The 23,882-nt window shown below is 43.7% G+C and carries 26 protein-coding genes; 11 read left to right on the forward strand and 15 right to left on the reverse strand.

Annotated elements, in window-relative coordinates:
* Positions 1-6: 6 nt before the first annotated feature.
* Positions 7-306 carry a carboxymuconolactone decarboxylase family protein gene (locus E7X57_RS10115; protein ID WP_135612845.1) on the reverse strand — a complete coding sequence of 100 codons (300 nt, stop codon included), beginning with the start codon at positions 304-306 and terminating at the stop codon, positions 7-9.
* A 64-nt stretch (positions 307-370) separates the two neighbouring features.
* Here E7X57_RS10115 and E7X57_RS10120 point away from each other — a divergent pair, with 64 nt between their 5' ends.
* Positions 371-913 (forward strand): M23 family metallopeptidase, encoded by a 543-nt coding sequence (locus E7X57_RS10120; protein ID WP_135612846.1) that lies wholly within the window; start codon positions 371-373, stop codon positions 911-913.
* Positions 914-933: 20 nt separating this feature from the next.
* Here the strand turns inward: E7X57_RS10120 and E7X57_RS10125 are convergent, their stop codons facing one another.
* The 5 genes from E7X57_RS10125 to E7X57_RS10145 form a co-directional block, all read right to left on the reverse strand.
* Entirely contained in the window at positions 934-2,448 is a 1,515-nt protein-coding gene (locus E7X57_RS10125; protein ID WP_135612847.1) for a protease inhibitor I42 family protein, read from the reverse strand.
* 20 nt (positions 2,449-2,468) lie between these two features.
* On the reverse strand, positions 2,469-2,798 hold the full coding sequence (locus tag E7X57_RS10130) for a hypothetical protein (RefSeq protein ID WP_135612848.1): 330 nt from the start codon (positions 2,796-2,798) through the stop codon (positions 2,469-2,471).
* Between the two features lie 31 nt (positions 2,799-2,829).
* The gene (locus tag E7X57_RS10135; RefSeq protein ID WP_167880979.1) at positions 2,830-3,357 is read right to left on the reverse strand and encodes a YbaY family lipoprotein; all 528 of its coding nucleotides are present in this window, start codon (positions 3,355-3,357) and stop codon (positions 2,830-2,832) included.
* 131 nt (positions 3,358-3,488) lie between these two features.
* Positions 3,489-4,286 (reverse strand): ABC transporter permease, encoded by a 798-nt coding sequence (locus tag E7X57_RS10140; RefSeq protein WP_135612850.1) that lies wholly within the window; start codon positions 4,284-4,286, stop codon positions 3,489-3,491.
* A complete protein-coding gene (locus E7X57_RS10145) occupies positions 4,287-4,916 on the reverse strand; it encodes an ATP-binding cassette domain-containing protein (RefSeq protein ID WP_135612851.1) in 630 nt (209 codons plus the stop codon). It lies immediately after the preceding gene.
* A gap of 357 nt (positions 4,917-5,273) precedes the next feature.
* Between E7X57_RS10145 and E7X57_RS10150 the strand changes: the two genes are divergently transcribed.
* On the forward strand, positions 5,274-5,672 hold the full coding sequence (locus E7X57_RS10150; protein WP_135612852.1) for a TfoX/Sxy family protein: 399 nt from the start codon (positions 5,274-5,276) through the stop codon (positions 5,670-5,672).
* A gap of 45 nt (positions 5,673-5,717) precedes the next feature.
* On the opposite strand, the gene E7X57_RS10155 is transcribed toward E7X57_RS10150, so the two are convergent.
* The 3 genes from E7X57_RS10155 to E7X57_RS10165 all read right to left on the reverse strand — a co-directional run bounded on the left by E7X57_RS10155 (position 5,718) and on the right by E7X57_RS10165 (position 9,840).
* Entirely contained in the window at positions 5,718-8,765 is a 3,048-nt protein-coding gene (locus E7X57_RS10155) for an FAD-binding and (Fe-S)-binding domain-containing protein (RefSeq protein WP_135612853.1), read from the reverse strand.
* 109 nt (positions 8,766-8,874) lie between these two features.
* The gene (locus tag E7X57_RS10160; protein WP_210409060.1) at positions 8,875-9,492 is read right to left on the reverse strand and encodes a 4Fe-4S binding protein; all 618 of its coding nucleotides are present in this window, start codon (positions 9,490-9,492) and stop codon (positions 8,875-8,877) included.
* On the reverse strand, positions 9,493-9,840 hold the full coding sequence (locus E7X57_RS10165; RefSeq protein ID WP_135612854.1) for a MarR family transcriptional regulator: 348 nt from the start codon (positions 9,838-9,840) through the stop codon (positions 9,493-9,495). It abuts the gene before it with no gap.
* A gap of 293 nt (positions 9,841-10,133) precedes the next feature.
* On the opposite strand from E7X57_RS10165, the gene iorA reads away from it, so the two are divergent.
* From iorA to E7X57_RS10185, 4 genes are all read left to right on the forward strand, one after another.
* Complete coding sequence (iorA, locus tag E7X57_RS10170; protein ID WP_135612855.1) at positions 10,134-11,939, forward strand: indolepyruvate ferredoxin oxidoreductase subunit alpha; 1,806 nt, start codon at positions 10,134-10,136, stop codon at positions 11,937-11,939.
* Positions 11,936-12,526, forward strand: coding sequence for an indolepyruvate oxidoreductase subunit beta (locus tag E7X57_RS10175; RefSeq protein ID WP_135612856.1), 591 nt, complete (start codon positions 11,936-11,938; stop codon positions 12,524-12,526). Before iorA ends, E7X57_RS10175 begins: the two co-directional genes overlap by 4 nt.
* A gap of 38 nt (positions 12,527-12,564) precedes the next feature.
* A complete protein-coding gene (locus tag E7X57_RS10180; protein WP_135613031.1) occupies positions 12,565-13,404 on the forward strand; it encodes a DNA-3-methyladenine glycosylase in 840 nt (279 codons plus the stop codon).
* Between the two features lie 511 nt (positions 13,405-13,915).
* Positions 13,916-14,383, forward strand: a complete 468-nt coding sequence (locus E7X57_RS10185; protein WP_135612857.1) for a DUF6144 family protein — start codon at positions 13,916-13,918, stop codon at positions 14,381-14,383.
* Positions 14,384-14,656: 273 nt separating this feature from the next.
* Here E7X57_RS10185 and E7X57_RS10190 read toward each other — a convergent pair whose 3' ends face one another.
* Entirely contained in the window at positions 14,657-15,154 is a 498-nt protein-coding gene (locus E7X57_RS10190) for a flavodoxin family protein (protein ID WP_135612858.1), read from the reverse strand.
* Positions 15,155-15,403: 249 nt separating this feature from the next.
* On the opposite strand from E7X57_RS10190, the gene E7X57_RS10195 reads away from it, so the two are divergent.
* Complete coding sequence (locus tag E7X57_RS10195) at positions 15,404-15,580, forward strand: 4Fe-4S binding protein (RefSeq protein WP_135612859.1); 177 nt, start codon at positions 15,404-15,406, stop codon at positions 15,578-15,580.
* Between the two features lie 167 nt (positions 15,581-15,747).
* Positions 15,748-15,900: a hypothetical protein gene (locus tag E7X57_RS12560; RefSeq protein WP_167879770.1), complete on the forward strand. Its 153-nt coding sequence runs from the start codon at positions 15,748-15,750 to the stop codon at positions 15,898-15,900.
* Positions 15,901-16,032: 132 nt separating this feature from the next.
* Here E7X57_RS12560 and cca read toward each other — a convergent pair whose 3' ends face one another.
* Positions 16,033-17,373, reverse strand: coding sequence for a CCA tRNA nucleotidyltransferase (cca, locus tag E7X57_RS10200; RefSeq protein ID WP_135612860.1), 1,341 nt, complete (start codon positions 17,371-17,373; stop codon positions 16,033-16,035).
* A gap of 377 nt (positions 17,374-17,750) precedes the next feature.
* On the opposite strand from cca, the gene E7X57_RS10205 reads away from it, so the two are divergent.
* The 3 genes from E7X57_RS10205 (at position 17,751) to E7X57_RS10215 (ending at position 20,279) form a co-directional block, all read left to right on the forward strand.
* Positions 17,751-19,178, forward strand: coding sequence for a right-handed parallel beta-helix repeat-containing protein (locus E7X57_RS10205; RefSeq protein WP_167880980.1), 1,428 nt, complete (start codon positions 17,751-17,753; stop codon positions 19,176-19,178).
* 205 nt (positions 19,179-19,383) lie between these two features.
* Positions 19,384-19,914 (forward strand): ferritin, encoded by a 531-nt coding sequence (locus tag E7X57_RS10210; RefSeq protein ID WP_135612862.1) that lies wholly within the window; start codon positions 19,384-19,386, stop codon positions 19,912-19,914.
* Between the two features lie 5 nt (positions 19,915-19,919).
* A complete protein-coding gene (locus E7X57_RS10215; RefSeq protein ID WP_135612863.1) occupies positions 19,920-20,279 on the forward strand; it encodes a carboxymuconolactone decarboxylase family protein in 360 nt (119 codons plus the stop codon).
* A gap of 112 nt (positions 20,280-20,391) precedes the next feature.
* Here E7X57_RS10215 and ahbC read toward each other — a convergent pair whose 3' ends face one another.
* From ahbC to E7X57_RS10235, 4 genes are all read right to left on the reverse strand, one after another.
* Positions 20,392-21,594 carry a 12,18-didecarboxysiroheme deacetylase gene (gene ahbC / locus E7X57_RS10220; protein ID WP_135612864.1) on the reverse strand — a complete coding sequence of 401 codons (1,203 nt, stop codon included), beginning with the start codon at positions 21,592-21,594 and terminating at the stop codon, positions 20,392-20,394.
* A gap of 55 nt (positions 21,595-21,649) precedes the next feature.
* Positions 21,650-22,453, reverse strand: a complete 804-nt coding sequence (locus E7X57_RS10225; RefSeq protein WP_135612865.1) for a uroporphyrinogen-III synthase — start codon at positions 22,451-22,453, stop codon at positions 21,650-21,652.
* A 65-nt stretch (positions 22,454-22,518) separates the two neighbouring features.
* On the reverse strand, positions 22,519-23,271 hold the full coding sequence (gene cobA, locus E7X57_RS10230) for a uroporphyrinogen-III C-methyltransferase (RefSeq protein ID WP_135612866.1): 753 nt from the start codon (positions 23,269-23,271) through the stop codon (positions 22,519-22,521).
* A 202-nt stretch (positions 23,272-23,473) separates the two neighbouring features.
* Positions 23,474-23,872 (reverse strand): DUF1699 family protein, encoded by a 399-nt coding sequence (locus E7X57_RS10235; RefSeq protein WP_135612867.1) that lies wholly within the window; start codon positions 23,870-23,872, stop codon positions 23,474-23,476.
* Positions 23,873-23,882 lie beyond the last annotated feature (10 nt).

Below are 23,882 nucleotides of genomic sequence, written 5' to 3' on the forward strand. Positions count from 1 at the left end.
AAAGGATCAAAGGACATCCTTTAAAGCGTTTGCAGCAACATAGACACTTCCCACACCGCAGATGTAATGTGTGACCTTTACTGCCTGCATGACCTCTTCTTTTGTGGCTCCTGCTTCCATTGCCTGTACTGCAAGGGATGTTACGCCATTCACAGCACCTTTTGATGCATCAAGTGCCATTGCCATAAGAAGTTTGTATTTTAGGGGAATGCCATCTTCCTCAAAAGAGGTTACTCGTGTATCCTCAAGAAGCTGGAAAAAGTCTGCATCTGAATCGATAATTACCTGAAGTGGATTTTCTGACATTTTATGATCACCTTCATTTTAAGACTGACAGGAATATATATGAATTTGTTCATAATTAACATGGATGAGAGCATTTCCTTTACCTGAAAAGTCAAAGAACATCTTACGTGAGAACGAGGAAAGCGGAGCTTTCTGGGAAGACAGGAAAGACCGCCACCATTGTGGTATCGATCTTTATGCACCTGAAGGTGAAGCTGTTATTTCTATTGAGAATGGAGAAGTTATCGACGTAGGCATAATGACATCTCCCGAAATGATCTCTTACTGGAATGATACCTATTATATAATCATCAGGAACCAGTCAGGACTTTTCTGCAAATATGGTGAGCTTGGTTCCTCGAATGTAAAGTTAGGAGATACTGTTGAAGCGGGCAAGGTAATTGGACACGTTGGAATTGTGCTAAACAGTAAGAAGGTCGATGAAAATGCTCCCGAATATATCCAAAAACTAAAAGATAAGAATCCCAGCATGCTCCATTTTGAGTTGTGGGAAGCCGACCCTATCGTTGAAGACAGCGATTATCTCGGTGGAAACTGGTTCGGAGATAAACGACCCAAAAAGCTTCTTGACCCTACTGAATACCTGAGGTCAATTGAAAGCAATTAAAACTAATTAAAGAAAAATGATCACAGAACCCTGACCTTAAGGTCAAGGGTCTGTTCATATCCTGTAAGGTTCACTTCTGGCTGCATGTATATTGCAGAGATGTTCTGTTCACCGGCTGCAATTGCCTCTATCTCCCACGCATGCTGCCCATAAAGGGATCCCTCAGATTGCGGGATAAATTCATCCCCTCTTACCTGGAGACCGTCCGTCAACGTCATATTCCAGGAATAGGTGTCAGCTGTGGATTCGAACAGCCTGATAAGCATCCAGTCACCCTCTTTGATCTTAATCGCATCTCCAGAATAGTACCCATCCAGGATGAAGGAAGGATAAAGCTCATTATCCCCCTCAACTATCAACATCATTTCGAAATCTTCCGGAACGGAAGACTGGCCATTCCATGAGTTATATTCTACCATAATGGATTTCTCACCAATGGACAGTGTTTCAAAGGTCCATCCATAGACAGAATCATCCTCCACAGGACTGTATGTTGAGGAGTATCCATATCCTTCTTCCATTATGGAGAGGTCAGTTCCATCTGAAAGAGACCAGTAGCCTTCCGACGGTCTATCCAGATCGATGCGTACAATGCTTCCGGCTTGAACCGATACTGTAGTGCCATTGTCCTCTTCAGTGAAGACATGATCCGCAGGCATCTTCTCGATCACAGGGAAAGCGAACTGGTCATCTTCCGCCGGAGCCATTCCCACAGAAAGTGCAGCTATCACCACACCAACAAGCATTAACGGAAGAAGATAGCGTTTTACGGACCTCTTTGTAGAACTGCTGGCATTGTCATAATACCGTCCTTTTAACACCATTAGCAAGACAGCAAAAAGACATCCCAGGAAGAACCAGAGACCAATGTTATCGGAAAAGTTCGAAAAGAACGTATGAACGCTGTCCAGGATCTGGGGAGCGGCTTCTTCAGGAACTGCCTTTACAACTTCTCCTCCAGCTTCATCAGCAGCAAGTGAAGGTGCCATATCCATAGGTGCTTCACGCAAGACTTCCTCTTCCACATCATACGCCACCATTGCAGGTGCTGTGAAAGCATCTCCATTCCCTATGGAAACCGGTCTTGATAGATATTGAAGCCCTGCAGCACCAAGGAATGCAGCACCGATAACACCGATATACTGCTGCAACATGCTGATTATGGAAGCCCTGTTGACATTCATATTCCCGGGAGCCACTACGATCAGTTTCTGCACAGGCTCGTAGATCTTGACCTCACGGCCTTTCTCACTCCATTTGATCCTGTGAACTTTGATAAGATCAGCTTCCAGCAAGCTGTCAATGTTGTACTTGATAGTGGTAATTGAAAGACCGAGCTTTTTAGAGATATCCGTTGCAGACATCGGCTCTTCGGAAAGAAGGTCCAGGATCTTCAGGGACTTCTCATTGGAAAGCGTCTGTGTGATCTTCTTTGAATCCTCGTTGAGCGGAAGTACAACTACATTGTCCGAACTGTCCTGATCTGTATCTTCAGTTTCAGCCTTGTTCTTATTTTCAACGTCTTTAGTGACCATGTTCGCACCAGAGGTTGATCTCATACAACCATGCTTTTGTCTTCAGAAGAGAATGCTACAAACCTTTTAGCAGGTCCGTAGATATCTTCTTTCCCCTCCAGACCGGAGGAAGTGCTCTTTATCTCTACAAGATCGGAATCCATAAGGGCCATGACCTTATCTTCAACATCCACAAAAGGAAGACCGGTCCTGCGGGAAATTTCCCGAACAGAAAGTGGATATTCCGAAAGCACTTCCAGTATCGTGAAAGAACCTTCTCTTGAAAGCACTTCAGTTACATTCCTTGATCCTTCAGCAATAGGGAGGATCAGGAATTTATCGATGTTTACGGGATTTGATGCACATTCCATAACGATTGTCCCCTTTTTTTAAACGCAATTATCAGATAAGTTCCACATGAACATCAAGATCATGTACTCCGGGATCTGTAGGTACAGGGTTGTGCCAGGTACTATAATAGTCACCATTTGAAAGTCTTCCATCTCCATCCACATCCACATGTACTGAAAGTGAATAGGTCATTCTTTCGTCAAGATCAGGATGATTTATCATGTATAGCAATGGCTCAATGTTACCAGCATCCATAGAAACATCATCAATAGTATCTTCTGAAATAACAACTGATGCAACGTCCTGAAGGCTCACATCCTCAACTTTCAGGTAGATAGTCGCATTAGAGAATGACTCAACAGGTTCGTCAAATATGACCATCCCCTGAACACTATTTTCTTCTGAAACCTGATCATCAGTATCTTCGCCTTCTTCATGATCTGTTTCTTCATCTACTACTTCATCAGTTCCACTGACCTCGTCTGCCAACCCATCTGAAGTGGTTTCAGTACAGCCCATTGAAAATGCAGCGGCCATTACTAACAAAAGTGTCAGGCCGAATGCAAAATATTTGTTCATGTTGATCATTCCTCAGTATTAACTAAATGAACAAATGATCCGTAGATATAAATCATTTATTTAAGCTACAAAATAATTCGTAGTCTTGGGATCAGGAAATTTAGTGATAAAAAGAGAAGGAAATATCCAGATTATGCTTTTGTTGACCTGAAGATATCTTCCTTAAGGATACCATAATCATCGAAACTTGAACGCATGGTCATAAATATACCAATGGCAACCGTCATCACGGTGGAAACATAGATACCGACCATTATGGCCATCTGATATTTGATAGCGAGGATCGGACTGGAACCTGCTATTATCTGACCGGTCATCATCCCCGGCAGTGAGACGATACCAATCGTGGACATGCTTGCTATCGAGGGCTTCAATGCAAGGTTAAGACTTTTTCTGGCATAGGGAAGAATAGCTTCATGTTTCTTTGCACCCAGTGACAGACTGTAGAGGTAACGATTCTCGTTCCTCCGTATCGTATCATAGAAGTTGCTGATGCTTACGAGATTTCCCCTCAGGGAATTACCAAGGAACATGCCGAATATGGGTATCAGGTATCGGGCATCAAAGAGGTTCTCAAGATCTACAACAAACGCATTGAAGTAAATTATTATCAGGAAGTTTCCTACTATAAATGAAGCAAGTGTCGGCAGTAGCAATTTTTTCAGGTCAAGCCCGACATCATTTATCGTGGAATGGGTTGCTGCAAGGACCATTATCATTAACCACAAAAGGTTCACAAATGAATTGTTCAGGTCAAAAAGCACTGTGAGGAAAAAACCCACAAAAGCAAGTTGTACGACCATTCTTGAAGCCGAAACAACTGTGTCATGGATTATCCCGAGCTTAAGATAATGACTTACAAACAGAGGAATTGCAAGTAAAAGGAAACATGCTATGAGGGATAGATAGCTAATATCAACAGCTTCCATTCAAACACCCACCGGCACGATTCTTACATTTTGCTTTTCCCAGACATCATCATGGGATATCACCACGAGTGTCCATTCCTTACGCTCCAGGAAATAATTGGCCACCTTTTCTTTCAGTGCAGCATCAAGGGACGAAGTAATCTCATCGAGCAGGTAGACATCCTTTCCAATCAGCACTGACATAATTATGCCGATTCTCTGCTTCTCGCCCCCGGACAGATCCTCGAAATCCATTTCAAGAACGTCTTTTTCAAAACCAAGATAAACAAGAAGCCTTCTGAGCTTGGTCCTGTCAAGTTTTCCTTCATTGAAAGAATAGGAGAATACTTCCTCGATAAATTCATTCACCGAACCTTCATAGATATCAAGGTCCTGGGAAACATAAGCGATCCTTTTTCTTGCATCCCATACAGTATTGCTGTCAAGTAGCTGGTTGTTAAAATAAAGACTACCACTTGTGGGATGGCCAAAACCCATCGGCATCTTCAAAAGTGTGGACTTGCCTGAACCAGACCTGCCTTTCAGCAAGATGCGGTCCCCTTTTTTAATATCAAGATCGAAATGAGATAATACTTCCTTCTCACCATAACGAATAGAGACATCTTTGTACTTCAAAAGTTCCTGACTCATGAGCTTTTGTTCACCTTATTATTTGAGATATTATGATAAGATCCATAGAATCCAACAAGATAATATATCAATTGTTGTTGGTAAAGGATTTAAATGCTAGTGCCCCTGAATATTATATGAAAGTATTTATCCGAAAATAACGTTTTTTACACATCCATTAATACATATTTCAAATTTCATGTTATTTTAGTTAAATCAAGATTATAGTAGTAACATTAGCTCATCAGCTTGTTATTTGACAGAAATGAAGAACAATAAGCTTATCCAAATCCTGCTGAAAGATCAATTTATCAGTGTTTTTGAAATGAATTTACCCTGACGTTACTTATATATCCCATCTTCTCAATACTTTTTACTATGACAGCGTGGAAGAAAGCTTCAGAGGAACTTGGAGAACTGATAGGGGAATCCGTATCCGACTATGATGTTGAGTTTCGTAAGATGTTCGGCAGCCCTGTCTATTTTGTGAACGGGAACATGTTCATCGGTGTTCATGGTGACGGGATCATGATGCGCCTGCAGGAGGAAGACCAGCAGAATCTCTATGAAGAATACGATGAAGCAGCTCCTTTTACACCAAACGGCAGGCGCATGAAGGAATATGCCCTGATTCCACCGGCAGTATATGATGATGAGATCGAGTTCAGAAAATGGTTGGACATATCGTACAGCTATGTGAGTTCCCTTCCGAAGAAAGAGAAAAAGGAAAAGAAGAAAAAAGCAACTTCCGGGAAAACAAAAAAGAGCGAGAAATGATGCTAAGAGGCATCTTTCCCACACCTATTTTCATTTCATTTCGTATTACATATCTTCCTTGATGTACTTGATCATCCTCGGCGTAAGCAGTGGAATGATCTGCGGAAGCATGTTCGGCATCAGATTCTCCATTGACTGTGGCATGAGATCAGGCATCTGTTCCTTCATATCATCGGACATCTGCACACGTTTCTCGACAGCCTTGAGCATGTCAGGCATGACCTTTGGCATTATGCCTGGCAAAAGCATTGGCATCATGATCGGCATCATTGGCTTCATCATGAGGTCCATGCCCGGGACGTACTTGACCATCTTCATCATACCACGCAGTGGAGCAGGCATTGCAGCCATCATCTGAGGCAACAGTTCCACCATCAGGTCAGTCATGTTCTCGGGCTTAAGGAGTGCGATCATCTGGTCGAATGTCACCCATGCTGTAAGTGCGGTGTTCGTCGTATCAGGAATATCATACCCCATACTGCGAGCTACTGTTGCTGAAAGGTCTTGGACGTCCACCGGACTGCCACTCTTCTCTGCAGCTATCCTCAGCTGTACCTGACAGCACGGACAGGCAGCAACCATAATGTCAGCACCAATATCCTCAGCTTCCTTAAGCCTCATGTTACCGACGACGTTAGCAATAGCCGGATCTGCGACCAGTGTCAGGACTGAACCACAGCAGTGACCTTCTGCCCTGTTGTGCTCCATTTCACGCAGTTCGACGCCCGGAACCGACTTGATAAGATCCCTTGGAGGCTCATAGATACCACCTGCACGACCCATGTGACATGCATCGTGAACTGTTACGACCTTGTCAAGAGGTGTGACGAACTTCTCAGACAGTACATCGAGCTTGTCCTGAAGTACCTGTGAGTAGTGCTTTGCCTCAAAGTCGTACTCGATACCGAGCTTCTCTGCCCACTGGCGATAGAAGGTATCCCATACCAACCAGCATGCAGGACAGGATGTGATTACGGTCTTTACACCTTTCTTCTTCATGTTCTCGATGTTCATTCTCATGATCTTCTCGAAAACATCCCACTTACCGGCAGCAAGCATCGGGATACCACAGCAGGACTCTTCTTTGCCGAGGTATGTGATCTCCATACCTGCATCTGTCAGCAGACGTACTGAAGCTTCAGCGATGTCCTTCTCGACAAATGATGCAGTACAGCCTGCAAAGTAAGCATATTCAGCCTTGTCCTTGATCTTGGGCTTAAGGTCCTCAGGGATCCATTCTTCCCTGTTCTTGAGGTACTCTCCCCAGATGTTCCTTTCCTTGAGCAGGCTGGAAGCCATGATCTCGAAAGGTGGGATGGTCATCATACCACGTTCTACGACCAGCTCTTCTCTCATGGTCATCCAGGAATCGTTGATCGGAAGATCAAGCTGGCACCTGTGATCACAAAGCTCGCAGGTCGTACAGGCAAGGAAAGTGTCTACCTGCTCCTGTGTCATCTTATCCCTGCCGGCAAGGTATTCCTTGATAAAGAACCACTTACCTCTCGGGGACTGGGATTCCCAACCGCGACCGTAGTACTGGTCACACTCTTCAACACAGTAACCACACTGTGCACAGGTGTATGCATGGGAAACGATGTCTGCAGGGATATCCTTCTGCTTCCTGAAGGTCTCTTCCCCGACACCACTCCTGTTTCCGACAAATCTCATCATCGGTTCGAATGCCTTGGACATTGATATCCCGGCTTTGAGAATGCCTTTACCTGAAATGGTCTCAGGGTTCATGATGTCATCCGGATCGACCTGCTGCTTCAGGGCCAGCATCTTCTTCAGGCGGTCACCATAGACCTTCTCTGCTTCCTTTGCAAAATAGAGACCTGAAGCGTATATCCTTCCGCCATTCTCCTCGGCGATCTTTATGATACTGATACCGAGTGTGAATGCAAGGTTGAACTTGAATGATCTCTCAGAGTGAGGGATAAAACAGAGGAGGATAACATTACCGTCCTTTGCCACCATACCTTCGATGAGCACAGGAAGGTCGATCTTCGCTTTGATCTCATTGAAGACCTTGCCGACCTTGTCAACAGGAACAATGATCTCCGCAGGAATGAACGAAGGACCAAGCCTCTTGACCTTCATGGAACGGAACCATTCACTGGCTTCGTGTCTGGAAATATCTTCAGAAAGGATCTTGCCACCATTGCTGGTTATGATATTTTCAAGGGCACTAACATCCCTTGACTCAGGATAAATAAAGTTACAAATATATGACTTAGGCAATTCCGGTCTGTCCTCGACGACCGTTTCGCCATGGTGGGTGGAAAATGGCATTTCATTCTTCATGCCTGCCCAATCGGGATTTATAAATGAGATAGACCATAGTGGCACTTTTTCTGCAGCTACTGACTGAAGGGCTTTCTGCATGGACTCGGAATCAGCAAATTCTGCAGAGATGGATGCTGTATCTTCCTTATTGCGTATATTCAGGGTGATCTGGGTAATGATACCGACAGTACCCATACTTCCGATGAGGCTGTCCATTTCATCGCCTGTGAAATCCCTGATCTCGCCGTTTGGAAGCACTGCTCTTGCAGAGACCATGGTGTCTTGGGACCAGCCGTATTCATAGCTGCCGTAACCAATACCGTTCTGTGCAAGCCACCCACCTACTGTTGCTGCAGGGGCACTTGAAGGCATGGCACAGACAGAAAGGTCCTTTTCATTGAGCTTTTTCTCAAGGCGCTCCCATACGATACCTGCTCCGACCGTGACGGTCATGTTCTCAGCATCGATGGAGATTATATCATTCATCAGGTTAACATCTGCAATGATACCACCCTTTGTAGGAATGACACCACCGTAACCGGATGATGCTCCGGCACGGGGAACAATAGGAATAGAATGTTTACGTGAGAAATCCATCAGTTTGACAATATCGTCCTCTGTGCGAAGTTTTACGATCGCTGCAGGGTCAGTGTTGCCTAACATCATCTTTGCCATTGACGGAAGTGCTCCGACATCATGACTGTAGAAGTGTCTTTCACGTTTGCTGAAATTCACGCGGTCGCCAAATATACCGCCGAGTTCTTCCTCCTGAGAGGAGGTGAGGTTTGCTGTGTTTTTTGCCATATTAGATCCCCCTTAGAAATTGGGTCGTTTTTCAATATAAACTTTTAAGTTATTTTTTGAGTAATGTCCAATTTAAAAAAGGAAAAATTGGAAACAAATTTTCTCCATTTTAGAATGATAGTGAATCTTTCGGACATTTCTCAATACATCGTCCACATTTGATACAGTCCGGGTTGTTGCCGATATCACGAACTTTAAGTTCCATCGGACAGACCTTCTCACAAAGTTTGCAGTCAACACATGAATCATGGTCCATCTGAAGCTGGTACTTGTTACCGCCGATGATCCTCTGCATTGTTCCCATTGGGCAGGCGTTACACCAGGACCTTGTGTTGAAGTAGCTTCCAAGCATTGTGCCAATGATTGTTGTCATAAGACACATCGAGACAAGGATGGTACCGATGAGCTCAAAGGTGTTCTGTGCAGCAAATGTTACCGAGATGCGGTACATCATCAGAGCCATCATAGCTGTGAATGCAGGGATCCTGAGCCACATGCTTGAGAGGATCTTTGGGATCTTCCTTTTCTTTGAGATCTTTATGATACCGTAATCGAAGTAACTGCCACGTGGACAGAGATTACCACAGAACCAGCGCCCTCTGATGAGGCTGGTGATGAACAGTGTCCCCATGACAGCGAGCATGAAGTAACCAAGGATCGGATACCAGAGACCTCCAATGGAGACTATGACTACCAGAGAGCCAAGATAAGGTGTTATCTTAAGCATTTACCAATCCTCCAGTTCCTGTTCGACCTTCGCTACCCATTTGCTGACAATTCCCATGATCAGCTCTTTGATCTCTGCTTTGTCTTTTATCCTGTAAATGAATGAATATCCGCCTCCATCGAGGTTATTTTGTGATTTTGTGAGTATGCCTTTTTCATGCAGCTTCTTAACAGACCTCTGGACGGTTGAAAGGTCGAGTTCTGTAAGAGTTGCTATATGCTCCGTTTTGCTCCAAATATCAGGCTCTTCAAAGAAGTACTCCAACACTTTCATATCAGCCCGTGTCAGGTTCAGAGCACATTTTATCACATCTTTAATTTTGAATTCCTTACATGCGAAATCGATCATTGAATCACCTTCATTATTTGTCAGTACTGCTACATTGTTACAGTTGCATATAAACGTGGTTAAGTACTGAAGGAAGATGCAAGGTTTTGGCAGTACCGTGGGTAACTGTGATGATATGGCAGTAATATATTGTAGGAAATAAAAAATGGAATGATCAGAAAAATAATACCCGATTTATAAACAATAATATACACCAACGTACAACACAATACATTCCAAAAAACAACCACCTGCCGGATTTTACCTACATATTTATCAATGATGGACTATTATCAAAACGGCAGGAGATTAACATGAGCACACGCGAGTATATGCTTGGAAACGTGGCGATCGCACGCGGTATCGTGGAAGGAGGAGGTAAAGTTATCTCCGGGTATCCCGGTACGCCTTCTTCTGAGATCGTTGATACGTTATCTGCAATGAAAGAACGTGATTTTTACGTTGAATGGTCAGTTAATGAAAAAGTTGCTATGGAGGTTGCTGCAGGAGCTGCCATGACAGGTGTGCGTTCTGTGGTGACAATGAAACACGTTGGTCTCAACGTTGCAGCAGACCCTCTTATGACACTTGCTTACATGGGTGTAAAGGGCGGAATGATCATCATTGTCGCTGACGACCCTGCATGTCATTCATCACAGAATGAACAGGACACACGCAAGTATTCCGAATTCTCACTTATGCCATGTCTTGACCCTTCCACACCACAGGAAGCAAAGGACATGATCCCATACGCATTCGAACTTTCCGAGAAGTTCGAGATCCCTGTGATATTCAGGCCAACAACAAGGATCTCACACGGTAAGTCCGAGATCGAGCTTGGAACTATCACCGACCACAGGGTCGAGGCAAAGTTCGAGAAGGACACCTCACGCTGGGTAATGGTACCAAGCAATGCGGTAATTCGTCACCCACACCTTCTTGGAATACAGGAAGGCATCATGGAAGAGCTTGAGAGCTCACCATGGAACGAGCTTACAATCAACGAGAGCACAAAGATCGGTGTCATCGCATCAGGTCTGGCCTCAGTATATGCCAGGGAAGCAATGGAGAACCTCGGACTGGAAGCATCCTTCCTGAAGATCGGAGCATACCCTGTTCCTGAAGGTCTTATCAAGAAGATGTACGAGCAGTGTGACACCGTGCTTGTAATCGAAGAGCTTGAACCAATAGTCGAAGACCGCTGCAAGGTTCTCGCAAAGGATATCGAGAGCCCTGTAAAGATACTCGGCAAGACTGGCGGATATATCCCAAGGGTCAGCGAACTCAATACCGATGCCTGCGTAAGGGCAATTGGAAAAGCATTCGACATCGAAGTCGATGTTCCGGAAATAGCTGAAGCAGAACTTGAACTTCCACCAAGGCCACCTGCACTCTGTGCGGGATGTTCACACCGTGCTACCTATCATGCCATGAAGAAAGTGTTCGGCAAGAACGCTGTGTTCCCAAGTGACATCGGTTGTTACACACTCGGAGTTCAGAACGGAACAGTCGATACAACACTCTGTATGGGTGGCAGTATCACCGTTGCATCAGGTATCTACGATGCAGGCGAGAAGCAGCCTATCTGCTGTTCAATTGGAGATTCCACATTCTTCCACACAGGTATCAACGGACTGCTCAACGCTGTCTACAACAAGTCAAACATCACAATAGCCATCCTTGACAACCGTATCACCGCAATGACAGGCCACCAGCCAAACCCTGGTATGGGATTCACATCTACAGGCGAGCCTACAAAGGAGATCGACATGGAACTCCTCTGCCGTGGACTCGGTGCTGAGTTCGTGGAAACGGTCGATCCATACGATGTCAAGGCTACCGAAGAAGTATTCAAGCGTGCAAAGGACTTCGAAGGTCCTTCCGTGGTCATCACAAGACAGGCATGTGTCATCCACGCACGCAGAGCAGGTGTCAGGCGCATACCATTCCAGGTCGATACAGAGAAATGTATCGGATGCAGAATGTGTGTCAACCTCGGATGTCCTGCTATCGAGTTCGATAAAGAAACAAAGAAAGCACATATCAATGCAATGTGTACAGGCTGTGGACTCTGCAGTGTTGTCTGCAAGTTCGATGCTATCGTGGAGGTGCAGAAATGAGCAGCAAAGCTTCTGAATTCGATCTTGTGATCTCAGGTGTCGGCGGGCAGGGAACCATTCTTGCATCAGACATCATCGGCAGATCAGCAGTCCTTGAAGGAAAAGGTGTAAGGGCAGCAGAGACCCACGGAATGGCACAGCGTGGCGGTTCAGTTGTCAACCACGTCCGTATCGGATGTAAGCTTGGTTCCATGATCCCGCTTAAAGGAGCAGATTGCCTGCTCGCGCTTGAGCCTGTGGAAGCCCTCCGTTACATCGATTACCTCTCAGATGACGGTGTCATAATCATGAACACCGAATCAGTTTACCCGATCACGGTCACAACAGGAAAGGCAACTTACCCGTCTATTGACAGCATCGTAGAAAAGCTGAAGGAAACGCACCGTGTCATCGCTTTCAATGCAAGCGAAAAGGCAGCAGAGGCCGGAAGCAGACAGGCAATGAACGTTGTTCTTGTCGGAGCTGTCTCCAACTTCCTGCCTATAAAGACAGAAACCCTGCTTGAACGCGTTAAAGAGATGGTTCCTCCAAAGACCATTGACACGAACGTAAAAGCTTTTGAAATGGGAAGAAGCATGGCCGAATAAGACCATACTTCAATTTCTTTTTGTTTTCAAGACCAGAGATGTACACCATCAGGACAGAAGATTTCGACCTGGATTATACGCTTGACTGCGGTCAGGTGTTCCGCTGGGATAAGGACGGAGACTTGTGGACAGGCGTGGTCAACGGTACCGTTGCCCGCATAAGCCAGAACCCTGATACAGGTGAACTTCTGGTCGATTCATCTCTTGATGAGGAATTCTTTTATCATTACTTCAAGCTCGACGACGACCTGCCGGCAATTTTCGAGCAAATCAACAAGGACGAGCACATGGATATCGCGATCAATAAATATCGCGGACTACGCCTGATCCGCCAGGATCCCTGGGAATGCCTGATCTCCTACATGCTTGCCACCGCTTCGAACATCCCGAGGATAAAGAAGAACATATCCATGCTTTCAGCAATGTTCGGAGAAGAACTGGAAGAGGGACTCTACAGCTTCCCGAAACCAGAAGACCTTGCAGCAACCTGCTGTGATGAACTTTGCGAATGCAAGATGGGATTCAGAACAGCCAGAATAATCAAAGCAGCGAATGTTGTTGTCACCGGAGACATTGTCCTTAATGAACTGTTCAGGCTTGAATATCAGGCTGCAAAGAAGGAGCTGATGTCACTGGAGGGTATCGGTGAGAAGGTCGCAGACTGCATCCTGCTGTTCGCATTCGATAAGATGGAAGGCTTCCCTGTGGATACCCATGTGGAGAAGATCGTCAGAACCTACTACGGCGATGACCCGTTCTTTGAAGGCAAAGCCACCAAGACAAAAATAGGAAACTGGGGCAGGCACTATTTCGGGAAGTACTGCGGCTATGCCCAGCAATATCTGTTCTACCAGAAGCGGCTTGAGGGGCTTATCTAATTCTACTCAGCATATCATTCCACGCTGTTCAAATACTTTGGTTAAAAAATATCCCAATTCTTAAGGCTTGGTGTACTATTCTAAACAAAAACGAGAAGGTACGAATGCCTCCTCCTGTATAACAAGTCGGGGATATATACAAAGAAAAATATGGCAACGGGGTTTTGTATGTATAACACACGACCACAATTCAAACATCTGAGAAAAAACCGAACTCCCAATATTTACTGCTGACATGAACTGAAGTTAAATAATTAAAAAGTGAATTATTAATTAATTTCTAGAATACTTGGTTTGCATACCATCAAGATTTAACTAAAGGATAAGCTTGATATCTTTATTCTTTTCTTTTTTATAAAAAAACCAAGAGCAATAAAAACAATTTCTGATACGATTCTTGTACGAAAATTAAAGATTTATGTAGAAATTGATAATGAAATGAAGAAAACAATAGCAATAGGAAGAATTTCTTGTATGAGCTTTATACGAAAGATAAAGAAAATGATAGAAAATGAAACAAGGTATTCTAAGTAATAATATTTATATATTGGTAATTAAAGCCTTACTTATGCCCGTTTGGTTAAAGACTTTACTCAAAAGCTTGGATGATAACCTGGATGAAAAGACAAAAATTACAATCATGAAGGCATGTGGTGAAAATTGTCCATTCACTCACCTCACAGATGAACGATTGTTAGCAATCAAGGATGCTTCCAATGATGAACATGATTTTTTGGAAAAGTTGTCTCAACAATGGCGAGTCAAAATAGAGGGTAATGATGTCTATGTTGTCTTTGACAAATGTTATTGCCCTCTTGTCAACGAGAATATTGATGATGCTTCAGCAACTCTCTGTTATTGTACTCTGGGAAATCTAAAAAAGAAGTTCAGAATAGGACTAAATAGAGATATAGATGTCTTGATGGAGAAAACAGTTATTTCCGGAGATGATGAATGCCGATTTAAAATACTTATATAAAATGTTCATCTCTTCAGCACCGCAATGATAATGAGAAAACAGCAGTGAATCAGATGTAGAAACCCCATAATAAAGGAAGTCGACTTTAATCGGAATACGAAGGAGATGAGGAAGATATTATAGATAATGTCATAATGATATTTCCCCTATATTTTTCCATATAAACATCCATCCCACGTTTCCAACCTTTCTCTACTAGAGGTTGTAAAAGCATTAGACATTGAGAAGAGTAAGAATTATTAAAGTCAAAAAAGAAAAATCAGACCTATTCGGTCACTGGACCTTAGCCTGAATTTCCTTTGCAAATTCCTTTGCTTTCTGAAGATGGGATTCATCAGGCTGTCCTTTTGCGGCTGGACCCAACGCAGCAAATGCCTTCATCTCAGGGTCATCGGACTTTTCGAGCATATCAAGAACGTGCTGTGCAATTTCACCCTGACACTCAAATGTACCAAGTAAATTACCCTTGGCTGCGATATCCTTTAATGATCCAGTCCATGATTTAATGGCCTCAAATCCTTCAGGAACACCATGAGTCATGAAGAATGCTATGCCCTTACCAGCTACATTCTCTTTTACGAATTTTGAAACATTCTCCGGAACATTGAATTGTAATACAGGAAAACCTACGAAGACAAGGTCATAACCTTCAAAGTTGGTTAGATCCTTAATATCTTTGATGTCCTTTTCACCAGCAATTTCATCATAAATAGCTTCTGCGATCTTCTTTGTATTTCCTGTCTGTGTCATATATGCTACTAATGTTTTCATGAACTCCCACCTTATAATTGATATAAAAGGTAGGCTGTACAAATTTATAAAGATGAGGGTTGATAAAATGTACCAACATTAAATAAGTACAGAAAAAAGTAATCGTTTTGATAATTTCTTCGGTTCAGATAATATTGAACAAAACTTGTATTGATATTCGATGCATTTTTATCAAATATTATTTAATAAGTATATTGTAAAATTTGCAACTAATGCAAGTTAAATCAACTTGAATGGGAGAGAATAACAATGGTAGCGATAGTTAACAGGGACGAATGTGTAGGATGCGGAGTATGTGTAGATGATTGCCCAGCCGAAGCAATTACAATGGACGAAGAAAACATCGCTGTAGTAGATGCTGGTAAATGTACTGAATGTGGTATATGTGTGGACTCCTGTCCATCCGAAGCAATTTCAATGGAATAAACAAGTTTATTCCATTTGTCTTTCTATTTTTCATATTCGGCATAAGGCAGGCCAATGATCGTCTTCCTCAACAGATCAGATCAACACCAACTTTTAATGTTAATATAACATTGACATATATTGTATTTTATTATTTTTCTAAAGTGCGTTGACAGGAGATGTTATTTGTGTCGAGAAATATGTGTACATGGAAAAAAGATGACATCAGAGACAGGGAAGATGAATTCAAAGAACTTGTCACAGGTGCAAAATTCTACTGCAAAAACTGTGGAAGGGCATCAAACGATATGAAGTACCTTTGCAGACCTGGAAAACTCTAAAGCGATCCTGGAGCACATTATCAATATGATCGTGATTTCCTAAGGGTTATTTCTCCATGTCTGTGACATCATTTTGATTGCGTGCTTGATTTCAATTTTTCAACACTACCACGACCTCATCACAGAGGACTCTCAGAGCCATCCATTGAGGAAACTTCGCAATCCTTCATCCTTCAGACCAATGATCTGTTCACCCTCAAGAACTGTGAAACCTTCCCTTACGCTCTTTGAGATATGTTTTCCAAGAGAACATCCGCCAACTTCTGACTCCAGAAATACAACTGCATCGGTATATTTGCGAGGGATCTCAGCAACATAGAACCCATCCTGAATTGTCAGGGAGTAAGCATCCGGATTATCAACATATTTTGACCTGAATGCCTCGGCATGAGCTCGCACCCATACAGGTGGCCCCCTGTGCCTTTTCACATCCGGCAGGGTCTTTGACAACAGTTCCAGGAATACAACCGAATCCTCACCACTCCATTTACCGGCCTTCAGAACGGTAAATTCATTCTTCTCAAGCATTGGTACGATGGAATGCTCCATCTTCGCAAATTGCGGATAGAAAATATCATCCACAACATCAGGTGTCTTGAAAACAATAGCTATCAATGAGGTAACACGTGTTTTCATCCTGTCTAGCAACTCTGCGTCAGAGATTGGAGGTTCTGCAGAAGCGAAGAACATGCTTTCATCGGGAGTGTCAAGGAAGCTCCTGGAAACATCGATGAACGTGCAGAACTTGTCCAAGGACAGTGCAGCAGCCACATTCCTTCTTGGGTCTGTGGGATCAATAACAACAAGAGGGTCCTCGAATTTTTGGGCACCGTGTTCCATGAGATCTAGAAGCAGACCCGGACGCCATTCACAAGCAGCCTCCAGCACTTTTTCGAAAGAACCGTAGTTGATCACCAGAAGCTCTGTGAGATAACCTGAGAAACCTTCGGTCTTGAGCTCGGAGCCATAGACACCTGTGCCTTTCATGAACTGCTTGAGCAACAGTACATCGTCCTCGCGACCATTGAGATGAGCCTTTATGAACTCATTATGGAAAGGTGTCCTGTCAACTGCGGAGAGGATGCATGATGCACTGGAAACACTGTAACATGGAACAAGGTCAACATCAAAGCCACTGTACCTCATCTTGACATAAGGATGCTCTGCATAGTGCTCATCCCACTCCTGTGCCTCTTTTGCTATCTGCCGACCAACGGACAGACCATAGCTTTCAAGGTCCTCGCGGCTTGTGGTGTCAGGGAACATGATGAATATATCAAGGTCATGGGTTCCGGATATCCAGGTACCTCGGGCAGCCGAGCCTACAAGCTGGGTCTTTACACCGGTCAGGCCGACCTTGAAGGTAATGCAATCGATCTTGTACATCAGTTCATCAGCAACTTTGGTCAGACGTGCCCTTTCTTCATCTGATGGCTTGATCTTATCCAAAATTCTGTTTTTGATATCTTCCATGTTCATTCTCTCGATGATAGTCCTTGTACGTACTACTCCTCAAAAGTATAAAACCATTTGAGATGAACGATCCGGGATCCGGATCCATTCGGTCTTTAATGCTCTATTCGGGTATTGGATTTGCCAAAACATGCTTTGTCCGAAAATTGATTCAAATAGATGCAAGGTTGATGACTTTTTCCCAGAGAGATTGTCAAGCCAAGATCACAACCAGTTGACAAAAGTCCTTTAGCTCCCACTCTTATATTCTATATTTTTTGAGCAAATGCGGCTATGGTTCAACCCCTACATTCACACAGTTACCATATTTGCGCGATGTCTTAATATACAACTTAATTGAAATATATTGACAATGTTGGATGTGGGGACAAATGCGAATGAAATCATATAAAATACACTATATTGCAATAACAATTATCTTTTTGATAGTAACATCGAATAGTGTAGCAGCGAGTACAATTATTGTCGACGATAGTGGAAATGAAGATTATACTACCATTCAGGCAGCCGTCAACGCATCAAACAATGGTGATACAGTTCTTGTTTATCCTGGAAGATATTCAGAAAACGTTGATGTGGACAAGGAGTTAGCGATAATCGCAAAAACTCAAAATCCAGATGATACGACTGTTCAAGCTAATGATCTAAATGATCCTGTATTTCATGTAACTGCAAATAACGTGACAATCAGTGGATTTAATGTGACAGGTGCTAATGGCACTGAAAAAAACAGTCCTGCCTATGGCATATATCTTGATGGAAGACATGAATTTGTTATCGCTAATGATGACGAAGTCCAGGGTTGTATCATTACTAACAATAGATTGTTCAACAATAGCATAGGTGTCTTTTTGGAGGACTCCAGCAATAATGTACTGAGTAATAACACTGCTTCAGGCAACAATTTTGCCATCTTTTTTGGGAGTTCCAACAGCATTAAGCTGAGTAAAAATGATTTGGTGAACAACTATGGAGGCATTGCGATGCTTGGAGGCACTAATAACACATTAAACAATAACAACATTTCGAACAACAGTTATGGTATTATTTTGGACATTTATAGCAACGACAATACGTTTAGCAATAACATAGCTTCAGACAACGAACATGGTATCTACATTAGAGGCTCCGCAAATCTCACGCTTATAAATAACACTGCAAGCTTCAACAAACGTGACGGAATCTACCTTGATCGTTCTCACTACAACGTGCTGGAAGGCAACACAGCAAATTCAAACGGTGAACATGGAATTTATCTTAATGATTTTTCCTGGGGCAATTATCTGGGAAACAACACTGCTTCGAATAATGAGCACGGAATCATGTTGTATTATTACAGCGACCATAACTCATTGATCAATAATACTGCAAACTCGAACGAACAATATGGCATCTATCTGAATGAAACCAGTAACAACAGTATCGAGGGAAACACTGCAAACTCGAATAAAATGCATGGAATATACCTGAAATCTTCCACCTTCAACACGATCATTAATAATACTGCAAATTTCAATGGCTATCATGGTATCGATCTTAATCAATCCAATAACAAAACTGTGAATACCGATATCATAACACATGATTTCAAATATTGCAAGTTCCTTGAAGATTCCAGCAATAACAATACCGTGAGTGGAAATCATCTATTCGACAATGGCAAAGGTCTCGTTGCAAATGTTTCTGAAAATAACATCGGCATCAACTACATCAACGATAGGGGAATTACCGAGATGCCTTTTATCGGTTCCGTGCTGACATTGATCATATTGGGAATTGCATTTATGTTTATGAGAAAAGAATGAGATTCAACAGGCTTAATAAAAAGACTGTTGAGAGGGTAAGAGTCAAAGCAGCCAATACAGATAACCATTTATACAGTTTGAAACTATATTTCAATGTACTTTCAGAAGAAAAATACCATTCGGAGGCTCAGGGGGAACACCGGAAATATCGGGGAGCCAGTTCCGGAATGGAAACACAATCGATCACTACGGAGGAGTCTCTAAAATGATAAGTGAAAGGATGACAGATGCGCTTAACACACAGATCAACAAGGAAATGTATTCCGCATATCTTTACATGGCAATGTCAGCTCACAGTTCTAACGTCGGGCTAAACGGATTTGCGAACTGGTTCATGGTCCAGTATCAGGAAGAAATGTTACACACCATGAAGCTCTACAACTATGTTAGCGATCAGGGAGCACCTGTCAAACTCATGCAAATCGATGAACCACCACAGGAGTTCGGCACTGCACTTGACATGCTTTATGCAACCCTTGAACATGAGCAGTTCATCACAAAATCCATCAATGATCTAGTGGACCTTGCCATCGAAGAGAAGGACCATGCAACCCACATCTTCCTCCAGTGGTACATCACCGAGCAGATCGAGGAAGAAGGCAATGACAATGAGATCATCGACAAGCTCAAACTTGCAGGAGAAGAAGGAAATGGCCTGTTCATTATAGACAAGGAACTCTCTGCAAGGGTATTCAACCCGCCTGCAGCAGTAACCGACTGGACACAGATCAGGTGATATCAATGACAGGAAATACAGAAGAAATAAAGCAGGTCAAAGGCTCCATGCCAAAGGCTATCAAGATGGCAAAGGAAATGGACGATGACTTCGGTCAGGGACTTGCAGGATTCTACAAGGCCATCTGGAAGGACAGGGAAGACGGCCTTTCAATGAAGAACAAGCACCTTATCGTCTTTGCCATAGCATGTTCAAAGAACAACACCAACAGTGCAAAGAAGATCCTTGTGAAACTCAAGAAACACGGTGCTACAAGGGCAGAGGTCCTGGACGCAATGATGATGGCAGCATGGACTGGCGGTATCCAGAACTTTACTGACATCAGCACTGACGTGCTGCCTGAAATGGATAAACTTGGATACTAAGACCTGATCCGGGTCTTAACTTCTTTTTTAATTAGTAGTCTCAGTAAAACTAAGCTGCAGAATGAAGTTTTACGAAAATAAATGATAAAAACAAAAACAGAAGAGCGAAAGCTCACTCTTCGTCGTAATAACCGATCTCTTCTTTTGTCAGGTAGCATGCAGGGTCATCTGCCCAGACATTGCCGTAGACAGCCTCTGCCCGTACACGGAAATTGCCGTTGCAGACATCGAACCATTTGCACTTTGCACACCTGTCGGCATTTGCCTTTATGAGTGGCTTCCTGTCCTTGAGACCTGCCATAAGGTCATCGTCAAGGTCTGTCCAGATCTCACTGAACTTCCTGTCCTTCACGTTTCCGAAGCTGTAGTGTCTCCAGAACTGATCAGGGTGTACTGAACCATCCCATGAAACACAGCCAAAGCCGATACCTGTGGAATTACCACGGTTCATCTGCAGGAGCTCATATACCTCATCTGCACGCTCGGGGTTCTCTTCTGCCAGTCTCATGTAGATGTACGGACCGTCGCAGTGGTTGTCCACTGTCAGGACCTCAACAGGCATTCCCTTTTCATGAAGCTCCTTCGTGCGGTCCATGATCAGGTCAACCGTCTTGCGGCTGTCCTCCAGTGAAAGGTCCTCATCGATGATCTTAGTACCCCTTCCGGCATACACCAGATGGTAGAAACAGATACGTGGGATGTTCTCTTCCTCGAGCATATCGAAGATCGCAGGAATGTCAGCCACATTTTGCTTGTTGATGGTAAAACGCAGTCCCACCTTGATGCTTTCTCTCTGGCAATTGCGAAGACCTGTCATTGCAGCATCGAAAGCACCTTTCATGCCACGGAACTTGTCATTTGTCTCACGCACACCGTCAATGGAGATTCCCACATATGAAAGACCGATCTCCTTGAGCGTCTTTGCCATTTTTTCGTCGATAAGCGTACCGTTGGTGGAGATCACCGCACGCATTCCCTTGGAGATAGCATACTCGGCCAGTTCAGGAAGGTCCTTGCGCATCAGCGGTTCGCCGCCTGAGAAAAGTATCACAGGTGAGCCGAACTCAGAAAGATCGTCGATCAGTTCCTTGCCCTGCTCGGTGGTCAGCTCATCCTTGAACTCGATGTCCTTTGCGTGTGCATAGCAGTGAACACAGCGAAGGTTGCAGCGCCTGGTCATGTTCCAGACGACAACAGGCTTCTTGTCCTTTGCGAATTGCAGCAGGTGTGACGGAAGTCGTTTTGAATCCCGCCCGTAACGAAGGGCGTCTGATGGTTCAACAGTTCCGCAATAGAGTTTTGAGATTCCTATCATTGTGATCCTCCTGCAATATTAGTAAAATATCAAATTTTCCGTTTTTCATTTTAATTTAGTTGTTCTCAACTGCTTCCTTTGCAACCCTGAGAATCTCTTTGAAAGTGTATTCATCCGGTGTGACGTTCACTTCAACACCATGTTCCTTCAACGTATTGGCTGTAGGAATACCAATTGCAGCCACCAGTGAATCGGCAAGCACTTGCCTTATCTCGTCGCCTGCACCCATTGCTGCTGCCTGGTCGAAGAAACTACGCACCATCATGGAACTTGTAAATGCAAACACATCGATCTCTTTGTTGAGACTTCTGGTAATAAGCTCCTCCTGCAATGGTCCTTTAGGCATTGTCAGGGTATAGACCTTTGTCTCAAGAACGTTCGCACCACAATCCCTGAGTCCGGATATCAGCAACGTTGAACCGTAAGCGCTCCTTGCAGTATCTATGTTCTTACCCTTGACGTCAGGACAGAGGAACTCAACAAGTCCTTCTGAACTGTAAACACCAGGCATCCCCATAACTTCGATACCAAGCTTTTCCAGTTGCTTCCGAGTTGTTGGACCAATAGCGATAACTTTGGTTATGTTGAGCGCTTCGATGAAATCATCACGCTTTTCCTCAGCAATCTTCTCCAGAGTGAAATCAATTCCATTAGCACTTGTAAATATCACATAATCGGAAACGCCGGAGAATACGTTCTCTGCAAAAGTGCCAAAGTACTCATCCTCCATAGCCTCAAGCTCGATCATGGGAACGGCCACTACCTCAAAACCAAAGGATTCCGCAAGTTTCCGGGAACCTTCAACGTATCCCTGAGGCCTCATGATTGCAATAACAGGCTTACGATCAGTTGCATCCATATGAACATCTCTTAAATCCAAACATCAATTATTAATTTACTATCAGATAGCAATCCACAAACTCTTTAGATCTGGGAACCCAGTATCTCATGGAGCTTGACAACATCACCAATTACTGTGAGTGCCGGCGCTTTTACATTCTGGTCCTTTGAGATCTGTGCGATGGTACCAACTGTGCCGATGGTCACGCGCTGGTCAGGACGTGTTCCCCTCTCGACCATTGCAACAGGTGTCTTTGGGTCCTTCCCGAATTTCATGAGCTCGTTCATGTTGCGTTCAAGCATCTTGACCCCCATGAAGATAACGATCGTTCCGCCAAAAGCTGCAAGTGTCTCCCAGTCAAGAGCTGTCTCTTCCTTAGTAGGGTCCTCGTGTCCTGTGATAAAGGTCACCATTGAAGCATGATCCCTGTGGGTTACCGGGATACCTGCATAAGCAGTAGCAGCCAGTGCGGATGTAATGCCAGGCACTACTTCGAACTCAATACCTGCCTCGACAAGTTCTTCAGCTTCTTCTCCACCACGGCCGAACATGTACGGATCTCCGCCTTTAAGACGGACTACCATCTTGCCTTCCTTTGCCTTCTCAACGATCACATCGTTGATCTCGCTCTGGGTCAGTGTGTGATCGCCTGCATGCTTGCCTGCATCTACCTTCTCAGCTGCCTCCGGCATGGTATCCAGGATCTGCTTTCCCGGAAGCTGGTCATACACAATGACATCAGCTGTATCCATAAGCCTGCGAGCCTTCACGGTCATCAGTTCAGGGTCACCGGGACCTGAGCCTACAAGATATACTTTTCCGTATTTTTGAGCCATATTACCAGATATCCTCAATTTCTATTTTGCTGATGGTAAGAACCTGATACAATAAATAGATTGATATGCTATTCTTTCGGGATTGTAAAGATATGATCAGAACAAAAGTTCTTCAGCTTTTGAAAATAGCATAATGTGAAGAAAAAGACCTATTGAAAAGAAAGAAAAGATTACCCAATGAAAATTGAGTAACATGACGCGATCAGCTTTTATCCAGAATATATAGAAGCATTTCCTTGTTCAGTTTCCCCTCACGTGAAAGCTTCGCAGCAATATCATCATCTGCAATTCCTTCCAATTTCATTTCTTTGATCTTCTCAATGATCGCAGGTGAGATGCTGTAGTACTCATTAATATCCTTCCTGTGCCCCCAAACATCGCCTTCAACAAGCTTTATGCCCTGCATTTCCAGAAACATTTCTATGGATTTGGAAACAGTCCTACGGTATGATGTAGGTATCTGGATAACTTCTACATCCTTGCATCTTTTTATGAGATTGAAGATATCCTCGTTCGATGGCCTGAATGCAAGGTGGATCACTTTTTCGCCGGCGTCAAGGTTTAGAATTTCATCTCTTTTGCTTACGACTCTAATTTTCATAGGAACACCC

It is taken from the genome of Methanococcoides sp. AM1, from assembly GCF_900774055.1.
Lineage (GTDB): Archaea > Halobacteriota > Methanosarcinia > Methanosarcinales > Methanosarcinaceae > Methanococcoides.